A 20,688-nucleotide genomic window follows, 5' to 3' on the forward strand; every position below is an offset into this window, starting at 1 on the left:
GTCAGCCCCGGGCCAGGATGCCGTCGATCTTTCCGGAGGCGTCCCCCAGGAGTTGGTCGATGTTCGCGTCCTTCTTGGTGAGGACGGCGGAGACGGCCGAGTCGAGGACGGAGTAGATCTGCTGGGCGTCCGGCGGCTCGATCTTCTTCTGGAGGGGTGCGTTGCCGTCCAGGAAGGTCTGGTAGTTCTGCACCGGGACGTTGGAGTTGGCCTTCTTGACCTGCTGGTCCTTGGCGTCGGCGGCGCCGGTGAACAGGCGCGGTTCGGGCAGTCCGACGGGGGCGTCGGCCTTCTTGGCGCGGGCGTAGTCGCCGAGGAAGCCGCTGCCCGGGGTGAGGAACATGCTGTCGAGCCACTTGAGGCCGGCGCGGATCTGGGCGGGTGTGTCGTGCTTGTTGAACATGTAGCCGTCGCCGCCGATGAGCGTGCCCTGGCCGCCGGGCATCGGGCCGAGGGCGAGGTCGTCGTAGTTGCCGCCCTTCTCCTTGACCAGGATCGGGATGTTGTCCGGGGCGGAGAGGTACATGCCGAGCTTGCCCGAACCCATCAGCTGCTGCACGTCGTTGATGACGAGGAGCTGCTTGCTGCCCATGGAGTTGTCGGTCCAGCGCATGTCGTGCAGGTTCTGGAGGACGGCGTGGCCCTGCGGGGTGTCGATGGTGGCCTTCTTGCCGTCGGCGCTGACGACGTCGCCGCCCTGTGAGTACATCTCGGCGGTGAAGTGCCAACCCCCTTGGTTCTGGGCGCTGTAGTCGGCGTAGCCGATGGTGCCGTTGCCGAGCGCGGCTATCTTCTTTGCGTCGGCGCGGACTTCGGCCCAGGTCGTCGGCGGCTTGTCGGGGTCGAGGCCGGCCTGCTGGAAGAGCTTGCGGTTGTAGAGCAGGCCCATCGAGTAGCCGGTGCGCGGGATGCCGTAGATCTTGCCGTCGACGGTGTAGATGTCGCGCAGCTGCTGCTGAAGAGTGTCGTAGCTCTTCAACTCCTTGATGTACGGGGTGAGATCGGCCGCCTGGTTGATGTCGACGACGTGCTTGGCGTCGGTGAAGTACGTGTAGAACACGTCCTCCATCTGGCCGCCGGCGAGTTTGGCGTCGAAGGTCTTCGGGTCCTGGCAGGGGAACGCGTCGTGCGCGACGACGTCGATGTCGGGGTTCTTCTTCTCGAAGGCCGCGACGTCGGAGTCGAAGAACCCCCGGTCGACCTTGGCGCTCTTGGGCGGCTCGCAGTTGACCGTGATGCGTGTCTTGCCGCTCGCCGAGTCGTCGCCGGACCCGCAGGCGGCGGCGGTGAGCGCGAGAGAACAGACGCCGATCGCGGCGAAGGTACGGCGGAACCCGGTGCTTCTCATCGGTGGACCCCTCTGGGCAGGAGCGGTGGGCGCCCACACTCAAGCACCGCCGACATCTCTCCGCAAGATGTCGCGCAGAATCTGTAATTATTCGACAGCAGGGCGCCGGTCAGCTGCGCGGGGCTTGCGCGGTGGAACCCCTGACCACCAATTCCGGTTCGAAGAGAAGCTCTTCGGCGGGTACGACGGCGCCGCCGACCTGAGAGTTCAGGAGCTCGACGGCCGCCCGGCCCATGGCCTCGATGGGCTGGCGGACGGTGGTCAGCGGGGGCTCGGTGCAGTTCATGAACGCGGAGTCGTCGTAACCGACGACGGAAATCTGTGACGGGACATCAAGTCCCTTGCGGCGGGCGGCCCTTACCGCGCCGAGGGCGAGCGGGTCACTGGCACAGATGATGCCGGTGACACCCCGGTCGATCAGCCGAGAGGCAGCCGCGTGTCCGCCCTCGATGGAGAAGATGGCGCGCGCCACGAACTCGTCGGGCAGATCCCGGGACAGGGCCCGCGCGGCGGCCAGCTTCCGCGCCGAGGGCATGTGGTCGGCGGGGCCGAGGACCAGCCCGATGCGCTCGTGACCGAGGGAGGCGAGGTGGCGCCAGGCCTGCTCGACGGCGACCGCGTCGTCGCAGGAGACGGCCGGGAAACCGAGGTGGTCGATGGCCGCGTTGAGCAGGACGACCGGGATGTTGCGCTCGGCGAGCAGCCGGTAGTGGTCGTGCGGCGCGTCCGCCTGCGCGTAGAGGCCGCCGGCGAACACGACGCCGGAGACCTGCTGTTGGAGCAGCAGCGTCACGTAGTCGGCCTCGGAGACCCCGCCCTTGGTCTGGGTGCAGAGCACGGGGGTGAGGCCGAGTTGGGCGAGCGCGCCGCCGATCACCTCGGCGAAGGCGGGGAAGATGGGGTTCTGCAGCTCGGGCAGCACCAGGCCCACCAGTCGCGCGCGTTCACCGCGCAACTGGGTGGGCCGCTCGTAGCCGAGGACGTCCAGAGCCGACAGCACCGACTGCCGGGTGGAGTCGGAGACTCCGGGTTTGCCGTTGAGTACCCGGCTGACCGTGGCCTCGCTGACCCCGACCTTCTTCGCCACCTCAGCAAGTCGTCGCGTCATGCGCGCAAGAATAGCGCAAGTGACGCAAACGGTTTGCGCTATCGGGCAACTGACCGGAACTGGTTCATGGCATCACGGCCCCGACATCAGTCGTGTGCGGCCCACAGTCCGCGGACATGTCCCAGGTGGCGGGTCATGATCTCCCGCACGGCCCGCTTGTCACGGTCCAAAAGCGCGTCCAGGAGTTCCAGGTGCTCCTGGGCCGAGGCCAGCAGGCGTCCCTCCTTGACGAGGGCGGTGAGCCCGTAGAGGCGGGACCGCCCCCGCAGATCACCGACGACCTCGACGAGATGGGCGTTGCCGGCCAGGGCGAGCAGCCCGAGGTGGAAGCGGGTGTCGGCCTCGACGTACGCGATGAGGTCGCCGGCCACGGCCGCGTGGACGATCTCCCGGGCGGCGGGCCGCAGCGCCTCCAGCGAGACGGGGTCGGCGGTCCCGGCCAGCCCCACCATCGTGGGGATCTCGATCAGGGCGCGGACGTGGGTGTACTCGTCGAGCTGCTTCTCGGAGACCGCGGTGACCCGGAACCCCTTGTTCGGGACGGTGTCGACCAGCCCCTCCTTGGCGAGGTCGAGCATGGCCTCGCGCACCGGTGTGGCCGAGACGCCGAAGCGGGCGGCGAGCGTCGGCGCGGAGTACACCTCGCCGGGCCGCAGCTCCCCCGCGACCATCGCGGCCCTGAGCGCGTCGGCGACCCGCTCGCGGTAACTGCTCTTCCCGCCCAGCGCGGGCAGGTCCGGGGCAGCGGTGGGCGGGGCGCCGGTGCGCTGGACGGCCATCGGATCTCCTGGTGTACAAGTCGTGCAATGTCACGCGTGACCTGACATTATCCCCGGTCTAGAGGACGAACCCGCCCGGGAACGGGTCGGTGGGATCGAGCGAGTACTGCGCGGTGCCGGTGATCCAGGCACGGCCGGTGAAGCTGGGCAGAACGGCGGGGACACCGGCGACCTCGGTGGTGCCCAGGAGCCGCCCGGTGAACCGGGTGCCGATGAAGGACTCGTTCACGAACTCGGTGTGCAGCGGGAGTTCGCCGCGCGCGTGGAGCTGCGCCATGCGGGCGCTGGTGCCCGTGCCGCAGGGCGAGCGGTCGAACCAGCCGGGGTGGATCGCCATCGCGTGCCGCGAGAGCCGGGCGGTCGCACCGGGCGCGTACAGGTGGACGTGATGGCAACCGCGAATGGACCGGTCCACCGGGTGGACGGGCTCGTCCCGCTCGTTGATCGCCTCCATGAGGGACAGGCCCGCCTTGATGATGTCGTCCTTGCGGGACCGGTCCAAGGGCAGCTCGAACTGGTCCAGCGGCAGGATGGCGTAGAAGTTGCCGCCGTACGCCATGTCGTATGTCACCGTCCGCCCGTCGGCGAGGGTGGCCTTGCGGTCCAGACCCACGGAGAACGACGGGACGTTCTTGAGGGTGACGTTCTTCGCGGCGCCGTCCTCGACCTCGACCTCGGCGACGACCAGGCCGGCCGGGGTGTCGAGCCGGATCGTGGTGACCGGCTCGACGACCTCCACCATGCCCGTCTCGACGAGCACGGTCGCCACGCCGATCGTGCCGTGTCCGCACATGGGGAGATAGCCGGAGACCTCGATGTAGACGACGCCCCAGTCGCAGTCGGGGCGGGTGGGCGGCTGGAGGATCGCGCCGCTCATCGCGGAGTGGCCGCGCGGCTCGTTCATGAGGAACTGCCGGATGTGGTCGCGGTGTTCGCGGAAGTACAGCCGCCGCTCGTTCATCGTCGCGCCGGGGATGGTGCCGATGCCGCCGGTGATCACCCGGGTCGGCATGCCCTCGGTGTGGGAGTCGACGGCGTGCAGGACGAGTTTGCTGCGCATGACGCTCCTGGTGGATCGGTGCCGGTGCGAGGGTAGTTACGCGAGTCCGGCGGCGACCGCCCTCTCGGTGGCTGCGCGCACGACGGCCTCCTGCTCCGGCAGCAGCGGGACGCGCGGCGGGCGCACCGGGCCGCCGTACCGTCCGACGATGTCCATGGACAGCTTGATGGCCTGCACGAACTCGACCTTGGAGTCCCAGCGCAGCAGCGGGTGCAGCTGCTCGTAGAGCTTCTTCGCGGTGGCGAGGTCACCAGCGATGGCCGCGCGGTAGAGCTCGACGCTCGCGGCGGGCAGTGCGTTCGGGTAACCGGCCACCCAGCCCTTCGCACCCGCGAGCGCCAGCTCCAGCAGGACGTCGTCGGCGCCGATCAACAGGTCGAGTTCCGGGGCGAGTTCGGCGAGCTGGTAGGCGCGGCGGACATCGCCGGAGAACTCCTTGACGGCGTGGATGTACCCCTCGCCGTGCAGCTTGGCGAGGAGTTCCGGCACCAGGTCGACCTTGGTGTCGATGGGGTTGTTGTACGCCACGATCGGCAAGCCCGCCTTCGCGACCTCCGCGTAGTGCGCGAGGACCGAACGCTCGTCGGCGCGGTAGGCGTTGGGCGGCAGCAGCATCACGGAGGCGCAGCCGGCGTCTCGGGCCTGCTCGGCCCAGCGGCGGGACTCGGCGGAGCCGTAGGCGGCGACACCGGGCATCACCCGCGCGCCGCCGATCGCGGCGACGGCTGTCTCGACGACTTTGGACCGTTCCTCGGGGGTGAGCACCTGGTACTCGCCGAGCGAGCCGTTCGGTACGACACCGTCGCAGCCGTTGTCGACCAGCCAGGCGCAGTGTTCGGCGAACTTGTCGTAATCGACGTCGAGTTCGTCGGTCAGCGGGAGCGCGGTGGCGACGAGGACGCCGCGCCAGGGACGGTTCGGGGTGGTGGTCATGGAGCGCCTCATCTCAATGGGGTGTGACATGTCATCGATGCCCGTCGTCCTCGGTCTCACCGGCCCGCGCCAGCACGCCGAGCGGCACCGGCCGGGCGAACGGCCGCCGGGACGGGGTGAGTTCGCATCCGGCGAGCCCTGCGACGGCGGGCCCGCACATCCGCCCCTGGCACCAGCCCATCCCGGCCCGCGTCAGCAGCTTCACGGTGCGTACGTCACCGGCACCGAGCCCGGCCACGGCCTCGCGGACCGCGCCACCGGTGACCTCTTCGCAGCGGCACACGATCGTGTCGTCGGTGACGAGATCGGTCCAACAGACGGGCGGCGCGTACACGGTGTCGAGTGCGGCGGAGAACTCCCGCAGTCCCATACGGGACTTGGCTGCCTTAGCCCACGCTCGCGGGTCGGGTACGGCACCCGTCAGGCGGGCGGCGGCGGAGCGTCCCGCGATGTGTCCCTCGGCGAGGGCGAGGTCCGCGCCGCCGATGCCGGTGGCCTCGCCGGCCGCCCAGACGCCGGGGACGTCGGTGCGCTGTTCGTCGTCGACGTGGACGGCGAGCCCTTCGAGTCGGCAGCCGAGTGTCTCGGCGAGCTCGGTGTGCGGAAGCATGCCGTGACCGACGGCCAGGGTGTCGCAGGGAAGCCGCCGTTCGGTGCCGGTTCGGACCCGGCCGTCGGTGTCGAGCGCGGCGACGGTCACCGCCTCCAGCCGCTCCTCGCCGTGCGCCTCGACGACGGTGTGCCGGGTGCGCAACTTGACTCGGTGGCTCAGGAGTTGGGCCGCATACTGGGCTCCTTCGGCGAGCTTCCCGGGCTGTGCCACGAGGGCTCGGGTCCGTCGGAGGAACGCCTTGGGGTCGGCGGACTCGACGAGCGCGGCGACCTCCACACCTGCTGCGGCGAGGCCGGTCGCCACGGGGAGGAGAAGTGGACCGGTCCCGGCGACCACGGCGGTTCGTCCGGAGACAGCCAGGGAACCCTTGAGCATGGCCTGGGCGCCGCCCGCCGTGAGCACTCCGGGGAGGGTCCAACCGGGGAAGGGGAGGACCTTCTCGTAGCCGCCGGTGGCGAGGAGGACGGCGTCGGCGCGGACCTCGACCGGGTCCTCCTGTGCGGGACCGACCAGGGCGTGCACGGTGAAGCGGTCCAACCTGCGCTCCACGAACCAGACATGATGGTCCGTCACGTGTGTTGCGTGGCCCGCCTCCACGTGTCGCGCGAGGGAGTCACGAAGCCGCTCCCACGTCCGCCACTGGTGGTGCAGGGCCTGCGGGCGGCGGGCGTTCAGTTCGGCGGCGGGCTGGCGGTAGAACTGCCCGCCCGCCTGCGCGGCCGAGTCGAGCAGCGTGACGCGGACGCCGTGTGCCGCGGCGGCCACCGTGGCGGCGAGTCCCGCCGGGCCCGCGCCGATCACGGCGAGGTGCGGTCGCTCAGTCATCGTGGCCCGTTCCATGCTGCGTGCGGATGGCGTCACCCGGGTGCAACGGCACCAGGCAAGCCCGTTGGTTCGGGCGGTCGTTGACGGTGACGAGGCAGTCGTAGCAGACCCCGATGCCGCAGAAGACGCCACGCGGCGCTCCCCCGACCCGGGTGGTGCGCCAGGAGGTCACGCCCGCCGACCACAGTGCGGCGGCGACGGTCTGGCCGGGGGCTGCCTCGATCTCACGGCCGTCCAGGGTGACCGTGAAGGCCGGTCCCGGGTGGGCGTCGGCGAGGTCTCGTGGGGATCCGGATCTCACTCGGCCTCCTCGTCGTCGTCCTGGAAGCGGTCGGGGCGGAAGGGTGCGATGTCGAGGTCGGGGGTCTTGCCGCCGAGCAGTTGGGCGATCAAGTGCCCGGTGCCGGTGGCGAGTCCGATGCCGGCGCCCTCGTGTCCGCAGGCGTGGAAGAGGCCGGGGGCCCGGGGGTCGGGGCCGATGGCGGGGAGGTGGTCCGGCAGGTAGGGGCGGAAGCCGAGGTAGGAGCGCATGGCCCGCACGTCGGCGAGGAACGGGAACAGTCGGGTCGCGCCCGCCGCCAGCGCTCGTACGACCGGCAGCGAGAACTCCCGGTCGAATCCCACGCGTTCGCGGCTGGCGCCGATCAGGACGGGCCCGGCTGCCGTGCCCTCCACGACGGGTGAGGTCTGCAGTGCGGCCGAGTCGCTGGCCACGTCGGCCACGTAGTCGGCGGCGTACACCTTGTGGTGGATCAGGCGCGGGAGCGGTTCGGTGACGAGGACGAAGCCGCGGCGCGGGAGGACGGGGAGGGTGACGCCGGCGAGGGCGGCTAATTCACCGCCCCAGGTGCCGGCGGCATTGATCACGGTCGGGGCAAGGATGTCACCCGGGGCGGCGCGGACGCCTTGGACCGTTCCATCGGCGGCGCGGAGTACGGCCGTCACCGTGCGCCCGGTGAGCAGGCGGGCGCCGGAGGCCCGGACAAGGTGAGCGGCGGCCAGGGCGGGCATCACCTGGCGGTCCTGGGGGTAGCGCACGCCGCCCGGGAGGTCCGGGGCGAGACGAGGTTCGAGGCCGTACAGGGCCTCGGCGTCGACCAGTTCGGCGACGACTCCGGCAGTGCGCTGTTCCCCGGCGAAACGCTCCAGGGCGGTTAGCCCGTCGGGCGTGGAGGCCACGACGAGGCCGCCTTTGGCCTCGTACTCGATGAACTCGCCCAGTTCCTCGGCGAGTTGTGCCCACAGGCGGGCGGAGAGGAGGGCGAGGTCGAGTTCGGGGCCAGGTTCCTTGTCAGAAACGAGCAGGTTGCCCTCGCCGGCGCCGGTCGTGCCGCCGGACACCGGGCCGCGATCGACGATGACGACGTCGAGCCCGGCCCGGGCCGCGTAGAGGGCACAGGCCGCACCCACCACTCCGGCTCCGACGACCACGACATCGCAGGTCAGTCGCTTACTCACGCCAGTACTATGTCACATACCTCTCTGGCTGAGTATGTCCCCGCGCGAATGTCGCCGCCGCGAGGACGCTGAGCCGGAACGGACCGGGGACAACCCCGCTCGGGGGTGCCTACTGGTGCCGCTGCCCCAGAACGCAGAACTCGTTGCCCTCGGGGTCCACCAGGACGACCCACGACTGTTCGCCCTGGCCGATGTCGACGCGCCGGGCGCCGTGGGCCTCCAGACGGGCCACCTCGGCCGCCTGGTCGTCGGGCCTGAAGTCGAGGTGCAGTCGGCTCTTGGACTTCTTGCTCTCGGCGAGCCGTACGAAGTCGATGCCCGGCAGGCGGTCCGGTGCCGGGCGGATCTCGAACTCGTCGTCGGAGGAGTGGACGACCACCCAGCCGAGGGCCGTGGCCCACCACTGGCCCAGGGTCGCCGGGTCCTCCGCGTGCACGATTACCTGTTCCCATTCCAAGGCCATCCGCAGAGCTTAGACCGGTCCACGCCCCGGAAAACAGGTGCTCACGGCGTCAGACCCGGCTGGCCGTGGCCGTGTCGGCGGACAGCCGCTGTGCGACGTAGATCGGGAGGACCGAGAGGAGGACGAGCACGGCGGCCACCACGTTGACGACCGGCGCCTGTTGGGGGCGGGTCATGTTGTTGAAGATCCAGATCGGGAGGGTCTCGATGCCGGGTCCGGCGGTGAAGGTGGTCACCACGATCTCGTCGAAGGACAGCGCGAACGCGAGCAGCCCGCCGGCCAGGAGCGCCGAACGCACCAGCGGGAAGGTGACGTCGACGAAGGCGCGGAAGGTGTCGGCGCCCAGGTCCATCGCCGCTTCCTCGTACGACCCGGAGGTGCGCCTCAGGCGGGCGACGACGTTGTTGAAGACGACGACGATGCAGAAGGTGGCGTGTCCGACGATCACCGTGAAGAGGCCGAGGCCCACGCCGAGCGGCTCAAGTACCGTGCTGAACGCCGAGTTGAGGGCGATGCCCGTGACGATGCCGGGCAGGGCGATCGGCAGTACGACGACGAAGGAGATGGCGTCGCGGCCGAAGAAGCGGTACCGGGCGACCGCGAAGGCGATCAGGGTGCCGAGTACCAGGGCGATGGCGGTGGCGCCGAGGCCGGCCTTCACCGAGACCCAGAGGGCCGCGCGGGCGCCCGAGTTCTGCCAGGCGACGGACCACCAGTGCAGGGTCAGGCTGGAGGGCGGCCAGCTCGCGCTGCGGTCCGGGTTCAGGGAGTTCACGAGGACGAGCAGGAGCGGGACGTAGATCACCGCGAAGCCGAACCCGGCGGCCACGCGCAGGGCGATGCGCGCGGAACGGGAGAGTTGCATGACATGTCACCTCCTTCAGAGGCGGTCGGTGGTGTTCTACAGGCTGCTCAGGGCGCCCGTGCGGCGCATCGCGAGCAGGTACACGACGATGACGACGACCGGGACCGTTCCAAGAGCGGCGGCCATGGGCAGGTTGAGTTCGATGTTGGAGTAGACGAGGTTGCCGATGAGCTGGGTCTTGCCGCCGACGATCTGCACGGTGATGTAGTCGCCGAGGCTGAGCGAGAAGGTGAAGATCGACCCGGCGGCCACGGACGGCAGCACCATCGGCAGCACGACGGACCGGAAGGTGCGCCCGGCCCTCGCGCCCAAGTCGGCCGACGCGTCAAGGAGGTTGGCGGGCAGTTGCTCCAGTGCCGTGTGGATCGGCAGCACCATGTACGGCAGCCAGAGGTACGTGAGCGTGAGGACGGCCGCCGGCAGTCCGAAGCCGGGGCCGCTCAGTCCGAACGGCTTCAACATCCAGTCGGCCAGGCCGCCTTGGGAGAGGATGAGCCGCCACGCGTACACCTTGACCAGGTAACTGGCCCACAGCGGGGTGAGGATGGCGACCACGAGCAGCGGGCGCCACTTCGGCTTGGCGACTCGGGCCGTGTAGAAGGCGAGTGGGAACGCGATCACGGCGCACAGGACCGTGACGGCGAGTGCGACGCCGATGCTGCGCAGGACGACCTGCCGGTACACGGGCACCGTGAACAGCTCGTGGAAGTTGTCGGTCGAGAAGACCTTCACCACCTCGGAGGTGAAGGAGTCCGTCGTCCAGAACGCGGAGACGAACAGCACGCTCAGCGAGCCGAGATAGAGCACCGCGAGCCACAGGAGCGGTGCGGTGAGCAGCAGGGAGAGCCGCAGCCGGGGGCGCCGGTACAGCGCCCCCGCGGTCCGGTTGAGCAGGGACATTGGGTCAGCCCTTGATCTCGGTCCAGGCCTGGACCCACTTGGCGTACGGCACGCACTTGACGTCGGTGCGGCCGTCGAGGCACTGCTCGATGGGTGTGTTCCAGAAGGCGATGTTCTTCCAGTACGCCGTGTCGGCGGCGTGGTAGGTGGTGCAGAAGTTCTTGTCGCTGGTCTCCTCGCAGGCCTTGGCGTTGGCCGGGGCCTCGCCGAAGTACTCGGCGACCTGGGCGTTGACCTTCGGGGAGACGATCCAATTGAGCCACTTGTAGGCGCAGTTGGGGTGCTGGGCCTTGGCGGAGATCATCCAGGTGTCGGACCAGCCGGTCGAACCCTCTTTGGGTACGAAGGCCTTGATCCTGGTGCCTTCGTCGGCGGTGAGGTTGGCGATGACCTGCCAGGTGGTGCCGACGACGGAGTCGCCGCTCTTGAAGGCGGAGATCTCCTTGAGGTAGTCGCTCCAGTACTCGCCGATGTCCGCGTTCTGCTTCTTCAGCAGGGCGACGGCCGCGTCGAACTGCGTCTGGTCGAGCGCGTAGGGGTCCTTGATCTTCAACTCGGGCTTGGTGGCCTTGAGATAGAGGGCCGCGTCGGCGATGTAGATCGGCGAGTCGTAGGCGGTGACGTGGCCCTTGTACTTCGAGGCGTCGTCGAAGACCGCGGCCCAGGAGGTGGGGGCCGGGGAGACCTTCTGTGTGTTGTACATCAGCAGGTTGGCGCCGCGGCCGTGCGGGATGCCGTAGGCCTTGCCCTTGACCGAGTTCCAGGCCTGGAGCTTCAAGTCGGGGTAGATGTCCTTGTAGTTGGGGACCAGGCTGGTGTTGACGGGGGCGGCGTCGCCGGAGGCTATGAGGCGAAGCGAGGCATCGCCGGAGGCGGAGACGGCGTCGTACTCGCCGGTCTTCATCAGCTTGACCATCTCGTCGGAGCTGGCGGCGACCTTGGAGTTGACCTGGCAGCCGGTCTGCTTCTCGAAGTCGCTGACCCAGTTGACCTTGGGGTCGTTGGAGCCGTCCTCGACGTAGCCGGCCCAGGCGATCAGGTTGACCTCGCCCTCGCTCTTGCCGAGCTTCGACTGGGCTTTGAGGTCAGGGGGGTTGAGGCCGCCGCCCGACGAACTGCTGTCGGAGGAGCCGCAGGCGGTGGCGGCGAGCAGGACGGCGGCACAGGCCGTGACCTGGAGGGTTCGGGTGAGACGCACGGCGTTCTCCATGGGTGAAGGAGATGGGTGAGCGAGCGGACGGCGAAGGGACGGGCGGAGGAGCGAGCGGGGTCAGCGGGGGTCGGGGACGTGCACCGTGTGGCGCCGGTGCCATTGCAGTCGCACCCGGCTGCCGCGGTAGGCGGCCACGTCCTCGGCGGAGGTCTCCAGGTTCTGCTGGAGCGCGGTGAGCCGGCCGCCTGCGTCGAGGTCGACGAGGAAGCGGGTGGAGTCCCCGAGGTAGACGACCTCGGCGACGGTGCCGGCGGCGCTCTCGTGGTCCGGTTCGCCGGTCCCGTCGGAGTCCTTGAGGACGCGGATCTTCTCGGGCCGGATGCTGTAGGTGCCGGTGGTGCCGACGATGCGCTCGGCCGCCTCGCCCGCCAGCAGGTTGGAGGTGCCGACGAAGGACGCGACGAACGGGGTCGCGGGGCGTTCGTAGACCTCGGCGGGGGTGCCGACCTGCTGGATGCGGCCCTGGTCGAAGACGGCGATGCGGTCGCTCATCGTCAGGGCCTCCTCCTGGTCGTGGGTGACGAAGACGAAGGTGATGCCCACCTCCCGCTGGAGCGCCTTGAGTTCGACCTGCATCTGCTCGCGCAGTTTCAGGTCGAGGGCGCCGAGCGGTTCGTCGAGCAGCAGCAGCCGGGGGCGGCCCACGAGGGCGCGGGCGAGGGCGACGCGCTGGCGCTGGCCGCCGGAGAGCTGGGCGGGGCGGCGGGCGCCGTAGCCCTCGAGTCGTACTTCCGCGAGGGCTGTTCGGGCGCGGACGAGCCGTTCGGCCTTGGGGACCTTGCGGACCTTGAGGCCGTAGGCGACGTTCTGCTCGACGGTCATGTGCGGGAAGAGGGCGTAGTCCTGGAAGACGGTGTGGACGTCGCGCTCGAAGGGGGCGAGGCCGGTGACGTCCTGGCCGGCGAGTTCGATGGTGCCTCCGGTGGGGCTCTCGAAGCCGGCGATCATGCGCAGCACGGTCGTCTTGCCCGAGCCGGACGGGCCGAGCATCGAGAAGAACTCGCCGTCCCTGATCTCGAGGTCGACGCCGGCCACGGCGGTCGTCTCGCCGAACGACTTCCGCAGATCCCGCAGCCGGATCGCAATCCCCTCCATGGGCGGGAACCTTTCTGGTGCTCTGTGACGTTGCACGGAAACATATGAAGTCATAGTTCAAAGCTCAAGGCCCCCTTAGGGTAAAGCTTGAGTCAACGTGCAAGGTGGTGGCCGTGAACCAGCAGCAGCACCTCAACGGCGGCGCCCGAAAAGCCGTCTTCGCCCCGGTCGACAACCGGGCGCGGGTCGACGCCGTCGTCAGCCGGCTCGGGGACGCCATCGAGCTCGGCCTGCTCGCCGACGGCGAGCAGCTACCGGGCGAGAGCGAGCTCGCCGGGCAGCTCGGTGTGTCCACGGTGACCCTGCGGGAGGCGCTGATGGCGCTGCGCCAGCAGGGTCTGGTCACCACCCGGCGCGGGCGCGGCGGCGGCAGTTTCGTGTCGCTGCCCGAGGTCCCCGGCGAGGAGCGGCTGAAGGTCCGGCTGCGCGGCTGGAGCACCGAGGAACTGCGCGACCTCGGCGACCACTGGGCCGCCCTGTCCGGCACCGCGGCCCGGCTCGCCGCGGAGCGCACCGAGCCCGAGGATCTCGTCCAACTACGGCGTACGGCCGATGAGTTGACGCAGGCCGAGGATGCGGCGGCGCGCGGGCGGGTGTACGGCCGGTTCCATGTCGAGCTGGCCGCCGCCGCGCAGTCGGCCCGGCTCACCCGGGAGCAGGTCGCGTTGCAGACCGAGGTCGGGGCGCTGCTGTGTCTGGTGCTCGGCAGCGACGAATATCGTGAAGAAGCCGCAGACCGTCACCGCTCCGTAATCTCGGCCGTGCAAGATGGGGCCCACGATTCGGCCAGGGAGCTGGCCGAGCGGTGCGTGCAGGAATCGACGGCGCGGCTGATCGCCGAGCGGCTGGCCCTGTAGCCGGCACCGCGTCCGCTCCCCGTCTGCTGGAGGGCACGCATGAGCCTCGCGACGGCACCGCCGGCCACGGCACCCGAGCAGTCCGTCGCGGCCGGGGTGCGCTCGGCCCTGGAGTCCGTGTTCGACGCCGTGGCCGCCACCCGCGCCGACACGATGGCGCTGCTCGCCAAGGTGGCCGCACAGGGCCGCCGCCCCGCGACCGTCGACCTCGCCGCACTCCGCCCGGGCCTCCATCTCCGGCTGGCCCGGCACGAGTTGGTGTCCGGCGTCGGCTTCGTCGCCGCACCGGGACTGCTGAGCGACGTACCGGCGTGGCTGGAGTGGTGGCAGAGCACCGCCGACGGGGGCATCCGGCCGCTGCTGCTCGACCTCGATCCCGAGCACTCGGCGTACGCCGACTACACGCACTGGGACTGGTTCGCGCTGCCCCGCGACACCGGGGAGCGGGCGGTCGCCGGGCCGTACGTCGACTACCTCTGCTCGGACGAGTACAGCCTCACCCTGTCCGCGCCGGTGCACATGGAGGGACGGTTCGCGGGGGTGGCCGCGGCGGACGTGTATCTGCGGCACTTCGAGGCGGCCGTGATGCCGATGCTGCGTCAACTGCCCGGTGCGGCACGGCTGGTGAACGCGCGCGGCCGGGTCGCCGCGTCCACCGACCCGCGTCACCTGGTCGGTTCGCTCAGCAAGGGCCCGGACTTCGCGGAGGCGCTCGCGGCGGGCCGGGCCGGGTATGCGCGAGGGCTGCGGCTGGTGCCGTGCGACGGAGTGCCGCTGGTGCTGGTCGTCGCCGAGCGATGACCGAACCCGGCCGGTACAGGCGCAAGTTGAGATGGAGGCCGGACTCGCCCGGTGGTGGCGCCCGTCGAGGCGGTGACCGAACTCGCCCCGTGGTGACGCGAGTCGAAGCGGTGACCGAACTCCCCTCGTGGTGAAGCGAGTCCAAGCGGTGACCGAACTCACCTCATGATGAAGCGGGTCGGGGCGGTGCTCAGTCGGCCGCCGGGACCACCCTCAGGTGTCCCGCGCCGCGGCCCGGCCTGCGGGGCCTGGGCGGCGGGGTGCGGCGGGCCTCGCGCAGGACCAGCGTCAGTCGCGTATAGCCCATGTTCTCAAGGGTCTTGGGGGTCTCGCCGACGACCCGGCAGTCCGTGACGCCCCAACGCGGATCGGGGTGCAGCACGGGACGGACCGCGCCGTCGTGCTCCACGGCCTCCTCGCCCACCGCGCGGATCCAGTGCGGCAGGCCCTGCCGGTAGGCGGCCTCCATGATCGGGTCCTGGGCGATGTCGCGGCGGATCGCCTGGAGGCCGTGGTCGTGGCCGTGGCTCTCCACGGCGGAGGCGAAGCGGGCCAGCATCGGCAGGCACCAACTCGACTCGTGCTCACCCAGAACCGTGCTCGCGTCGGGGTGGAAGAGCACGAACCGGAGGAAGTTGTCGCCCGGCATGGCCGTCGGATGCGGACCGACCGCCCGGAAAAGTGACTTGAACGCACCGTTGGCCAGCACCACGTCCCAGCGGTGGTCCATGACGACGGAGGGAAAGGGGACGGCCTCCAGCAGCGTGGCGTAGTCCAGCAGATACGCCTGGGCCTCGGGACTCTCGGGGGCGGGCCGCGGTGCGGACCGCTGCCCACCTGCCTGGTACGCCATCGGGAGGTCACCCCTCTTGCCTATGCGGCCTTCTCGCGGCGCACTGATCCTGCTGCCCCGACTCTTGCCGTGTCAACTATCGTGGCATTTCATGCTTGTTGACGGCTGAAATTGGCCACAGTTGTGGCGAGACCTGGATGCGAGTTCGAACGAACCGCTACCCTCCGGGATGTTCACGGCCACCGTTTGTGAGAGGCCTGTGAGAGACGTGGGAGATCTGTCGGTGTCGGATGGCTTCGAGGTACCGGGCGCGACGGCAAGTGCCGTGCTGCCCGCCGTCGTCGACCGCGTCGCCACGCTGGCCGAGCGGCTCGACGTCCCGCAGGCCGAGGTCTTCCACGTGGGCCGGCTCTCCGTGGCCTCCGGTGTCCCGGACCCGGTGGTCAGGGCCCTGCTGAGCGGGCGTCCTGCGGGCGAGCCCGATGTGCAGGCCCGGTTCCTGCAGCGCCTCGACCTGTTGCGCCGCACCAGGCTCAAGCCCAACGGGCGCAAGTACACCCAGCAGGAGATCGCGGACGGCGCGGGCATGTCGCGCCAGCAGGCGGGCGCGCTGATCAACGGCGACCGGCGTCCCACGATGGAGCACTGCGACGCGCTCCAGCGCTTCTTCCGGGTGCACGCCGGATTCCTCACGGCCGAGGACCCCGAAGCCCTCGCGGGTGCCCTCCAGCGCACCGAGCAGGAGCTGTTGCAGAAGCTCGCCGACCGTGAGCGGGCGGCGGCCGAGGCCGCGGGCGACCCGCTGGAGCGGCTGCTCCAGGACCACGGGGTGCGTGGAATCGCCTGGCGCGCCGCGCAGTTGCCGACCGACCAGCACCGCGACAAGGTCGCCGAGTGGCTGGACATGCTCCTGGAGAGCGTGAAGCGCCCGGAGGCGTGATCCGGGGCCGCGGCAACGGGAATTGACGTCCCGTCAGGTCGCGCTGCGTTCGCTCGCCTCCCGCAGGTCCCGTTCCGTCGCGTCGCCCTGGGCCGTGACACCGGGCCGGCCCTCGCACAGGAGGTCGCGCCAGTGCTCGCGGCTCCAGTGGGCCGGGGTGGTGGTGGCGGTGAACTCCGTGACCAGGGCGAGGAATCGGGCCGGGTCGGTGTGGAACGGGAAGTGCCCCGCCCCCTCGAAGATCTCCAGCCGGCTGCCCGGCATCGCCTCGTGGGCGCCGTGGGCGTGCCGTACCGGCACCACGCTGTCGCGGTCGCCCCACAGCAGCATGGTCGGCATGCCCTCGGTGAGATAGCAGCGGTCGAGCATGGTCACCACCTGGCCGCGCCAGTCGACGACCGCGCGCAGGGTGCGGATGAAGGCGTTGCGGGCGGTCTCGTCGGGCAACGCGTCGACGAGGGTGAGGAGTTCGGGGGCGTCCCGGCCGAGGTCGGTGTCGAGGAGTCTCATCAGACCCACGGCGAGGCCGACCTGGAGGCGCATGCCGGGCAACCGGAGGGCGGACAGGGCGAGATGGGAACCCGGAAGGGTGACGAGCCGCAGCACGGGGTTGACCTCGCGGCCCACACCGCCGGCGCTGACCAGGACGAGCCGCTCGGTGCGTTCGGGGAACTGGTAGGCGAACTGCATCGCCACTCCCCCGCCCAGCGAGTGCCCGAGCAGCGTCGCCGACTCGATGCCGAGGGTGGTGAGCAGATCGCGCACGCCGTTGGCGTAGGCGGCGACCGAGTAGTCGGCCCGTGGTTTGTCGGAGGCGCCGTGGCCGAGGAGGTCGGGGGCGATCACCGTGTGGGTGCGGGCGAGCTGCGGGATCAGCTCCGCCCAGGTGGCCGAGGAGTCGCCGATGCCGTGGATGAGGACCAGCGCCGGGCCCTTGCCCGCCATGCGGAAGGCACGGCGGTATCCGTGCACGACGCGGTACTGGAGCTGGAGTTCCGCGTCGCCCACCGGGCGCAGCCGTGCGGCGCGCGCCGGGCGCCGTGCCGGTACGTCCTCCACCCACCCACCTCCCGTTCACCCGGCCGCCGGCGGACGGCCGAAAGCCCTTCCTCCCAGCGTAGGGCCGCTGTTCCACCGGGCGTTTCGAGGACGTTTCGCCTCCGCTAAGCGGGCGAACCCACGCTGGGGAAAACGGGATTGTCAGTGGCACGCGGCAAGCTGGAGTCGTGCCACCGCCGTGCGGGGGCGCACGACGCCGATCAGGGGAGAGCCGTCCTATGCAGACCGCAGTGATGACCGACCGCGAGCGCGCCGCCGTCCAGGCCTATCTACGACTGCTGCACACGGTCAGAGCCGCCTTCGACGGCCCCCCGGGCGACCCACGCCCCGTCCTGGTCCCACCCTCGGTGCTGGCCGAGGCGGACCAGGCCCTGACGGAGGCCGGACTCGCGGGCAACGAGGAGGCGTTCTTCAGGCTGCTGGCGAGCTGGTGCCCGGAGGGATGACGAGGGGTCGGGGAAGAGGAGGGGGCGGGGATGAAGTGGTTCACGGATGGGGGACCGTGATCGCCGTGGCGACCAGTCCCCGTCGTACGGTCCAGCGGCCCTCGAAGGTGTCGAGGCGCTCGCCGTCGACCACCGGGCCGGGGACGAGGAGACGGGCGCGCAGACCGCCGCGCGTCTCGTCGCCGGGGTCGGCGAAGAGCTCGATGTCGGCCTCCGAGAAGTCCAGCCACTTCCCGGTGAGGGGGAACCAGGCCTTGTAGACGGACTCCTTGGCGCTGAACAGGAGCCGGTCCCAGTGGACGGCGGGCAGTTGTGCCGCGAGCCGTGTCAGCCGTTCCTGTTCGGCGGGCAGGGAGACGGCGAGGAGGACGCCGTCGGGGAGCGGGGCGTGGGGTTCGGCGTCGATGCCGAGCGAGGCGAGGTCGGTGGCGCGGGCCAGCGCGGCGGCGCAGTAGCCGTCGCAGTGGGTCATGCTGCCGATGAGTCCGGCGGGCCAGGTCGGCGCGCCGTGGTCACCGGGCAGGATCGGCTGCGGGGGCACGCCGAGCTTCTCCATGGCGCGCCGGGCGCAGGCCCGTACGGCGGTGAACTCGCGCCGCCGCTTGGGCACCGCGCCGGCCACCCGGGCCTCTTCCCCGGGGTACAGCGGGGCGTCCTGGAACCCCTCGTCACCGTGTGTCTCCACGGTCACCACGGACTCCGGGAGCAGCTCCTCGATCACCGGCTCCGACCTCCATCGGCAGGATGCGGCGCAGTCGTCCCGGGGGTTCCGGGCGCTTCTGCCACTCGCGGGGGTATCCCACGGACACCTCTTCGAAGCGGACCCCCTCGTGGTGGGTGGTCCGCGGGATGTGGAGATGGCCGTAGACCATGGTGTCCACGCGGAATCTGCGGTGCCAGTCGGCGGTCAGGGTGGTGCCGCACCACATGGCGAACTCGGGGTACCACAGGACCTCGGTGGGGTGCCGGTCCAGCGGGTAGTGGTTGACCAGGACCGTGGGCAGGGTGTCGGGGATCCCGGTGAGTCTGCGTTCGGTCTCGGCGACCCGGGCCCGGCACCAGGCCTCGCGGCTGGGGTAGGGGTCGGGGTGCAGCAGGAACTCGTCGTTGCAGACGATGCCGGTGCCGTGCGCGTACGTCAGTCCCTCGTCCTTGGTGGCGCAGCCGGGCGGGAGGAACGAGTAGTCGTAGAGGAGGAAGAGCGGGGCGACGGCGACCGGGCCGCCGGGGCCCTCCCAGATCGGGTAGGGGTCCTCGGGGGTGAGGACGCCCAACTCCCGGCACAGGGCGACGAGATGGTCGTAGCGGGCGACGCCGCGCAGGGTGACTGGGTCCTTTGGGTGGGTCCACAGTTCGTGGTTGCCGGGGGACCACAGGACCTTGCGGAAGCGGCCGGCGAGGAGTTCGAGGACCCAGCGGATGTCGGCCACGGTCTCGGCGATGTCGCCGGCCACGATCAGCCAGTCCTCGTCCGTGCCGGGGCGCATGTTCTCGACCAGGGCGCGGTTCTCGGCGTACCCGATGTGCAGGTCGCTGATGGCCAGCAGCTGTCCGGCACCGCCGGCCGTCGACTCCACCCCTCGCCCCCTCCGCCTGTACGCGCACGAATGAGGTCACGAGATCACATCCCGCGGTTCCGCGACAAGACGGCGGGCGGGGGCGCCGGGGGATGAACGGGCCGGTCGGAGCGGGCCGACGGCGGGAGTTCACGCGCCGGGTGGGCAGGATCGGGAAATCCGTAACACGGGCGTTGCACGCGGCACCCCTTGAAAGCCGTATGATCGCCCCAACACCACCGCCACGAACGCCTCTTCGCCGAGGGCGGTTTGGTGTCCCTCCAACCACCCTGGCCGGGCACGGCCTCGCTCCGCCGTGCCCGCGAACCCGAAAGGACGGCCCTGCATGGTCTCTCGCGTACGCGTCTGGCTCAACCGCACGTACGCGGAGAACGTGTTCTTCATGGATCAGCTGCGGAGAAATCCCAGCGATCGGGCCGTCGAGATCCATGCCACGCACGGCGACGCGGACTCCCCCGTACTGGCCGCCGCCGACACCGCCGACCTGGAGCCCGAGGGCCTGTCCCCGGCCGGTTACGTCGAGTACGCCCTCGACCAGTGCGCCCGCCGCGGCATCGACGTGTTCGTGCCCCGCCTGCACCAGTCGGAGATCGTCGCGCACCGCGCGGACTTCGAGGCGGTGGGCACGGCACTGCTGGCGCCGACCCCCGAGGCCGTCGCCGTCTTCCACGACAAGGTGATCGCCTACGAGGCCGTCCAGGCGATCGGCGTGCCCGTGCCGCCGTGGTGGCGGGTCCGTACGGCGCCCGAACTCGTCGCGGCCGTCGAGGAGTTGGAGGCTGCCGGGCACAAGGCGTGCTTCAAGCCGGCGTCCGGCGCGGGCGGGGTGGGCTTCCGCGTGATCACGCGCGCCCCCTTCTCGCTCATGCACCTCAACGGCTTCCCGAGCCCCTACGTCCCGCTCGACACGGTCGTCGCGGCGCTGGAGCAGGCCGACGAGCAGGTCGACTGGCTGGTCATGCCGCGTCTTGAGGAGCCGGAGGTGTCGGTGGACTGCCTGACCGGTCCCGACAACCTGGTCCGGCTCGCCGTGGGCCGCACGAAGAACGGCCGCCGGCGCGGTTTCACCCTGCACGAGCAGTGGCTGGAGCCGGCCCGCCGGATCGCGGAGGGCTTCGGGCTGCACTACCTGTCCAACATCCAGTTCCGGATGTTCGGCGACAAGCCGGTGCTGATGGACGTCAACACCCGGCCCGCGGGCGGCCTGCACCAGCTGTCGCTGTGCGGGGTCAACGCCCCTTGGGCGGCGGTGCAGTTGGCGCTCGGTGAGGACCCGGGCACGATGGAGCCGCCGTTCCTGGGCGCGGACTACGCGGTGGTCTCAGGTCCGCGTCAGCTGCGTCCGGTGACGCTTCCGCACCAGCGCGCGGAGGAGTCGGAGCCGCTGCTCCCGACGGTGCCGGCGCAGACCGAGGCGGAGCCGGAGAGCGCCCTCGCACCGGAGCCGGTCAGCCGCGCGGCGGCCCGCGCCTAGGCCTCCCGGGTCTCCCCTTCCTCCCTCGCACCACAACTTCATACCGGTCCGGGCCAATCATGGAGCAGCGTCTTGACACCG

22 protein-coding genes are annotated in these 20,688 nt (G+C 70.5%); 5 read left to right on the forward strand and 17 right to left on the reverse strand.

Annotated features, from left to right (window positions below; translation table 11 throughout):
- Position 1 precedes the first annotated feature (1 nt).
- The 13 genes from ACQHII_RS07715 to ACQHII_RS07775 form a co-directional block, all read right to left on the reverse strand.
- Positions 2-1,348, reverse strand: a complete 1,347-nt coding sequence (locus ACQHII_RS07715; protein ID WP_427918543.1) for an ABC transporter substrate-binding protein — start codon at positions 1,346-1,348, stop codon at positions 2-4.
- 109 nt (positions 1,349-1,457) lie between these two features.
- A complete protein-coding gene (locus tag ACQHII_RS07720; protein ID WP_427918544.1) occupies positions 1,458-2,456 on the reverse strand; it encodes a LacI family DNA-binding transcriptional regulator in 999 nt (332 codons plus the stop codon).
- Between the two features lie 86 nt (positions 2,457-2,542).
- Entirely contained in the window at positions 2,543-3,235 is a 693-nt protein-coding gene (locus ACQHII_RS07725; RefSeq protein WP_427918545.1) for a GntR family transcriptional regulator, read from the reverse strand.
- Between the two features lie 58 nt (positions 3,236-3,293).
- Positions 3,294-4,295 (reverse strand): proline racemase family protein, encoded by a 1,002-nt coding sequence (locus ACQHII_RS07730; protein ID WP_427918546.1) that lies wholly within the window; start codon positions 4,293-4,295, stop codon positions 3,294-3,296.
- A gap of 36 nt (positions 4,296-4,331) precedes the next feature.
- Complete coding sequence (locus ACQHII_RS07735; RefSeq protein ID WP_427918547.1) at positions 4,332-5,228, reverse strand: dihydrodipicolinate synthase family protein; 897 nt, start codon at positions 5,226-5,228, stop codon at positions 4,332-4,334.
- Between the two features lie 31 nt (positions 5,229-5,259).
- Positions 5,260-6,666, reverse strand: coding sequence for an FAD-dependent oxidoreductase (locus tag ACQHII_RS07740; protein ID WP_427918548.1), 1,407 nt, complete (start codon positions 6,664-6,666; stop codon positions 5,260-5,262).
- On the reverse strand, positions 6,659-6,967 hold the full coding sequence (locus tag ACQHII_RS07745) for a (2Fe-2S)-binding protein (protein ID WP_427918549.1): 309 nt from the start codon (positions 6,965-6,967) through the stop codon (positions 6,659-6,661). Before ACQHII_RS07745 ends, ACQHII_RS07740 begins: the two co-directional genes overlap by 8 nt.
- Positions 6,964-8,124, reverse strand: coding sequence for an NAD(P)/FAD-dependent oxidoreductase (locus ACQHII_RS07750; protein ID WP_427918550.1), 1,161 nt, complete (start codon positions 8,122-8,124; stop codon positions 6,964-6,966). The genes ACQHII_RS07745 and ACQHII_RS07750 overlap by 4 nt, the downstream gene beginning before the upstream one ends.
- Positions 8,125-8,233: 109 nt before the next feature.
- Positions 8,234-8,587, reverse strand: coding sequence for a VOC family protein (locus tag ACQHII_RS07755; RefSeq protein ID WP_427918551.1), 354 nt, complete (start codon positions 8,585-8,587; stop codon positions 8,234-8,236).
- A gap of 49 nt (positions 8,588-8,636) precedes the next feature.
- Complete coding sequence (locus tag ACQHII_RS07760) at positions 8,637-9,452, reverse strand: ABC transporter permease (RefSeq protein WP_427918552.1); 816 nt, start codon at positions 9,450-9,452, stop codon at positions 8,637-8,639.
- Between the two features lie 36 nt (positions 9,453-9,488).
- Positions 9,489-10,352, reverse strand: a complete 864-nt coding sequence (locus tag ACQHII_RS07765; RefSeq protein ID WP_427918553.1) for an ABC transporter permease — start codon at positions 10,350-10,352, stop codon at positions 9,489-9,491.
- Between the two features lie 4 nt (positions 10,353-10,356).
- Positions 10,357-11,550: an ABC transporter substrate-binding protein gene (locus tag ACQHII_RS07770; RefSeq protein ID WP_427918554.1), complete on the reverse strand. Its 1,194-nt coding sequence runs from the start codon at positions 11,548-11,550 to the stop codon at positions 10,357-10,359.
- Positions 11,551-11,622: 72 nt separating this feature from the next.
- Entirely contained in the window at positions 11,623-12,660 is a 1,038-nt protein-coding gene (locus ACQHII_RS07775; RefSeq protein ID WP_427918555.1) for an ABC transporter ATP-binding protein, read from the reverse strand.
- Between the two features lie 113 nt (positions 12,661-12,773).
- Here ACQHII_RS07775 and ACQHII_RS07780 point away from each other — a divergent pair, with 113 nt between their 5' ends.
- Positions 12,774-13,517: a FadR/GntR family transcriptional regulator gene (locus ACQHII_RS07780; RefSeq protein WP_427918556.1), complete on the forward strand. Its 744-nt coding sequence runs from the start codon at positions 12,774-12,776 to the stop codon at positions 13,515-13,517.
- Between the two features lie 39 nt (positions 13,518-13,556).
- Positions 13,557-14,318 (forward strand): cache domain-containing protein, encoded by a 762-nt coding sequence (locus tag ACQHII_RS07785; protein ID WP_427918557.1) that lies wholly within the window; start codon positions 13,557-13,559, stop codon positions 14,316-14,318.
- Between the two features lie 190 nt (positions 14,319-14,508).
- Here the strand turns inward: ACQHII_RS07785 and ACQHII_RS07790 are convergent, their stop codons facing one another.
- A complete protein-coding gene (locus tag ACQHII_RS07790) occupies positions 14,509-15,171 on the reverse strand; it encodes a hypothetical protein (protein WP_427918558.1) in 663 nt (220 codons plus the stop codon).
- A gap of 223 nt (positions 15,172-15,394) precedes the next feature.
- On the opposite strand from ACQHII_RS07790, the gene ACQHII_RS07795 reads away from it, so the two are divergent.
- Positions 15,395-16,051, forward strand: a complete 657-nt coding sequence (locus ACQHII_RS07795; RefSeq protein ID WP_427918559.1) for a helix-turn-helix domain-containing protein — start codon at positions 15,395-15,397, stop codon at positions 16,049-16,051.
- Positions 16,052-16,084: 33 nt separating this feature from the next.
- On the opposite strand, the gene ACQHII_RS07800 is transcribed toward ACQHII_RS07795, so the two are convergent.
- Positions 16,085-17,110: an alpha/beta fold hydrolase gene (locus ACQHII_RS07800; protein WP_427918560.1), complete on the reverse strand. Its 1,026-nt coding sequence runs from the start codon at positions 17,108-17,110 to the stop codon at positions 16,085-16,087.
- Positions 17,111-17,328: 218 nt separating this feature from the next.
- On the opposite strand from ACQHII_RS07800, the gene ACQHII_RS07805 reads away from it, so the two are divergent.
- Positions 17,329-17,556, forward strand: coding sequence for a hypothetical protein (locus ACQHII_RS07805; RefSeq protein WP_427918561.1), 228 nt, complete (start codon positions 17,329-17,331; stop codon positions 17,554-17,556).
- 40 nt (positions 17,557-17,596) lie between these two features.
- On the opposite strand, the gene ACQHII_RS07810 is transcribed toward ACQHII_RS07805, so the two are convergent.
- Positions 17,597-18,277, reverse strand: coding sequence for a 4'-phosphopantetheinyl transferase family protein (locus ACQHII_RS07810; RefSeq protein WP_427918562.1), 681 nt, complete (start codon positions 18,275-18,277; stop codon positions 17,597-17,599).
- A complete protein-coding gene (locus ACQHII_RS07815; RefSeq protein ID WP_427918563.1) occupies positions 18,225-19,133 on the reverse strand; it encodes a metallophosphoesterase family protein in 909 nt (302 codons plus the stop codon). Before ACQHII_RS07815 ends, ACQHII_RS07810 begins: the two co-directional genes overlap by 53 nt.
- A gap of 325 nt (positions 19,134-19,458) precedes the next feature.
- On the opposite strand from ACQHII_RS07815, the gene ACQHII_RS07820 reads away from it, so the two are divergent.
- A complete protein-coding gene (locus ACQHII_RS07820; RefSeq protein WP_427918564.1) occupies positions 19,459-20,607 on the forward strand; it encodes an ATP-grasp domain-containing protein in 1,149 nt (382 codons plus the stop codon).
- The last annotated feature ends 81 nt before the right edge of the window (positions 20,608-20,688 follow it).

Source organism: Streptomyces sp. cg40 (genome assembly GCF_050320165.1).
In the GTDB taxonomy this organism is placed as follows: Bacteria; Actinomycetota; Actinomycetes; order Streptomycetales; family Streptomycetaceae; genus Streptomyces; species Streptomyces hokutonensis.